The following is a 3116-nucleotide window of genomic DNA, read 5'->3' on the forward strand; positions in this document are numbered from 1 at the left end:
CGCGAAGCGAAGCTTCGTCGCGTCAGCGACAACGCGCTATGCGCGTTGCGCTGGGCGTCAGCACCGGGACGCCAGGACCACACGATTTCGCCGTCCGTAATCGCATCGTCGTCCGCGCATGACGCGCTTCGATGCTCTCACGTCCACCGCATTGCCGGCCCAACGTATCGTGACGACGCGTACGCCCCTCATCCGGACCGGAACAGGCGGAGCCTACAACTGATTTTAGGATTTTCGGAAGCGATTTATTTTTGGCGCGAGCTCTTGAAACCAGCCTCGGCGTTGAGATCGCAAGCGAAATGAGTTTTTCGGCGCGACGAACCTGGAAATCGTGAAGGACCCAGTCGCACGCATATTCGGTTTGAAGCGCGTGGCGCGTGCTGCGGATTTGGGCTCGCCACTCCCGTGTCCCGGACGCGGTGCGGCACAAAGTGCTGCACCGCAGAGCCGGGACCCAGTCCGGCTTGTTACACGATCGTCATGTCCAGGCGGCCGCTAGGCGAAGAGCGCTGCCTCAAATTGCATCTCTTCATTCTTCACGGGTGCGTCTCGTCAGAGCGCCGCCCGGCCGTTCTGGGTCCCGGCTCTGCAGTGCGTCACTTCGTGCCGCACTGCGTCCGGGACAAGAGACCGGTCACTCGGTACGAGATCGGTCCTTCAGTTCTCCGTACTACGTATTGCCGATCGGAATACGGACAAGGTGATCGATCCAAGCCAGCAAATCCCGGCAGTCGAATAGATATTGCGTCAGGTCGCAGTGTTGATCGAAGGGCATGGACGCAGTCGCAAATCAAGCAGCCGCTTCGCATTCGGGCGGAAGCGCGAAAAGAGGTTACGGCCGCAACATTGCGCATCGCGTGCGTGAAGCGTGAATGGACCGTGATTGCAGCGCGCGCGTAGTTTCCGGTCTTGCCCGAGACCGGAGATAGGCATGGTGCATCACGATCCCGACGTTGAACAGCTGCGCAGGACGGCCCCGGCATTCCTTGCGGGGCTGCGCGCAAAATCCTATCCGGAACAGCGCGCGACGTTCGATGCGGCCATGGGCGGCGAGCCGTTGCTCGATGGCGTGGAATTGCAGGGCCTCGATCTATCGGGAGTCCCGGCTGAGAAGATTATCCATCGAGGCGCGGCCGCGGACAAGGCGCTGCTCTTCCTGCACGGCGGCGGCTACGTCGTCGGCGGTATCAAGACCAACCGCAGCCTGCTGTCGCGGCTCGCGATCGCTGCCGGCGTGACCGGCTATCACATCGACTACCGGCTGGCGCCCGAGCATCCTTATCCGGCGGCGCTGGAGGATGCCCTCTCAGCCTATCGCGCGATACTGGCGTCCGGCATCAAACCTGAGAACCTCATCGTAGGCGGCGAGTCGGCTGGCGGCAATCTCGCGACGGCCTTGCTGTTGAAGGCGAGGGACAGCGGCCTGCCACAACCGGCCGGGCTCTACCTGCTGAGCCCCTGGCTCGACATGAGTACCGCCGGCGAATCCTACGATCAGGTCGGTGCACGCGACCCGATCATCTCGCGTGACGCGATGCGGGTCTACGCAGCCAACTTTCTGGGTGACCGGCGCGACGATGCCTATACCTCGCCGGTGCGCGCGGATCTCTCGGGGCTGCCGCTGATCATGATCCAGGTCGGGACCGAGGAGGTGCTGCTCTCGGACTCGCTGGCCTTCGTGAATCGCGCTGCGCTCGCGGGGCAGGGCGTCCGTCTCGACGTCTGGGCCGGGATGACGCATTCCTGGCCATTTTTTCACGCGGTCGTTCGCGCCGGGATCACCGCCATCGAGGAGGCCGCGAAATGGATGCGCGGCCGCCTCGGCATTGGCACAACACCTAATAATTAGTGTGTAGTGGTGTGTAGGATGGGTTGAGCGCAGCGAAGCCCATCACGCCCAACGTAACGTGTTCGCGATGGGTTTCGCCTTCGGCTCTACCCATCCTACGAACTACGAACTCTCAAAACCCGTACAGTTGCGCCGGATTGTCGACCAGGATCTTCTTGCGGATTGCGGCGTCAGGGGCCCAGACCAGCAGCTGGTTCATCAGGCGTCCGTCGTCGATCTGATAGAGCGGCGCAATGTCGGTCAGCTTGCGGTCGGGACGGATGGTCGAGTCCGGATGCGGCCAGTCGGTGCCCCAGACGATGCGGTCCGGATTGGCCTCGATCAGCGCCTTGGCGAAGGGAACGACGTCAGGATAATCCGGCGCGAGCTTGGAGGCGCGGTAGGCGCCGGAGATTTTCACATAGGCCGCGCCGCTCTTGACGAGCTCAAGCAGTTCCGGAAAGCCCGGCTGTTCGAGCCCAAGCGCAGCCTCCGCGCCGCCGAAATGATCGAACACCGCCGGCACCGGTGAGGCCGCGACCAGATCCTTGATCGCCGCGATCATTGGCGTGTTGGTGTAGAGCTGGACGTGCCAGCCGCGCGCCTTGACGCGATCGACCGCGGCGGAGAAACGTGCGCGTCCCACGGACGGATCGTTGATGCCGCCAGTGGCGAGATTGATGCGGATGCCGCGGAAGCCATCCTGCTGCATCCGATCGAGGTCGGCCTCCGGCGTCTTGTCATCGATCACAGCCACGCCCCGCGCATTGTTGCCGCGCGCCTTCATGCCGAACAGCGTCGCCGAATTGTCGGTGCCGTAGACGCTGGGCGTCACGATCACGACGCGCTCGATGTGCAAGGCATTGTGCAGCGCGGCCATCTCCTCGGGCGAGGCGGGTTCCGGCGTATAGACGCGGCCCGCGAAGAAGGGGAATTTCTCGGGATCGCCGTGAATATGGGTGTGGCAATCGCAGGCCTGCGGCGGCACGTCGAAGTCGACCGGCGTCGACGGTTGCGCTGCTTTGGCCCGCGCGTCTCGATGGCTCATGGTGACTCCGGCTGCGATGGACGCAAGCAAAAGGGTGCGGCGGTTGAGCATCGTCAATCCTCCCTGAGGGCGTCGGGCGTTTCGGCCTGCGCCTTGTTATCTGCAACGAGCGGGAGACTATCTGCAGCCTGGGATGGGCGAAAGCATGGAGGTGCCCGCGTACGGTGCAGGCCGGATATGCAAGCGCTTCAGCCTTCGAGCGCCGTCACGATATCAGTGACGAGATCACTGACCGGTCGT

General features: G+C 63.4%; 2 protein-coding genes. One reads left to right on the forward strand and one right to left on the reverse strand.

The annotated features are described in order from the left end of the window. Window positions 1-931 precede the first annotated feature (931 nt). Window positions 932-1849: an alpha/beta hydrolase gene (locus BRAS3843_RS03500; RefSeq protein WP_008967336.1), complete on the forward strand. Its 918-nt coding sequence runs from the start codon at window positions 932-934 to the stop codon at window positions 1847-1849. A gap of 112 nt (window positions 1850-1961) precedes the next feature. Here the strand turns inward: BRAS3843_RS03500 and BRAS3843_RS03505 are convergent, their stop codons facing one another. Then, the gene (locus BRAS3843_RS03505; protein WP_008967337.1) at window positions 1962-2927 is read right to left on the reverse strand and encodes an amidohydrolase family protein; all 966 of its coding nucleotides are present in this window, start codon (window positions 2925-2927) and stop codon (window positions 1962-1964) included. Window positions 2928-3116 lie beyond the last annotated feature (189 nt).

This window comes from Bradyrhizobium sp. STM 3843, assembly GCF_000239815.1.
In the GTDB taxonomy this organism is placed as follows: domain Bacteria; phylum Pseudomonadota; class Alphaproteobacteria; order Rhizobiales; family Xanthobacteraceae; genus Bradyrhizobium.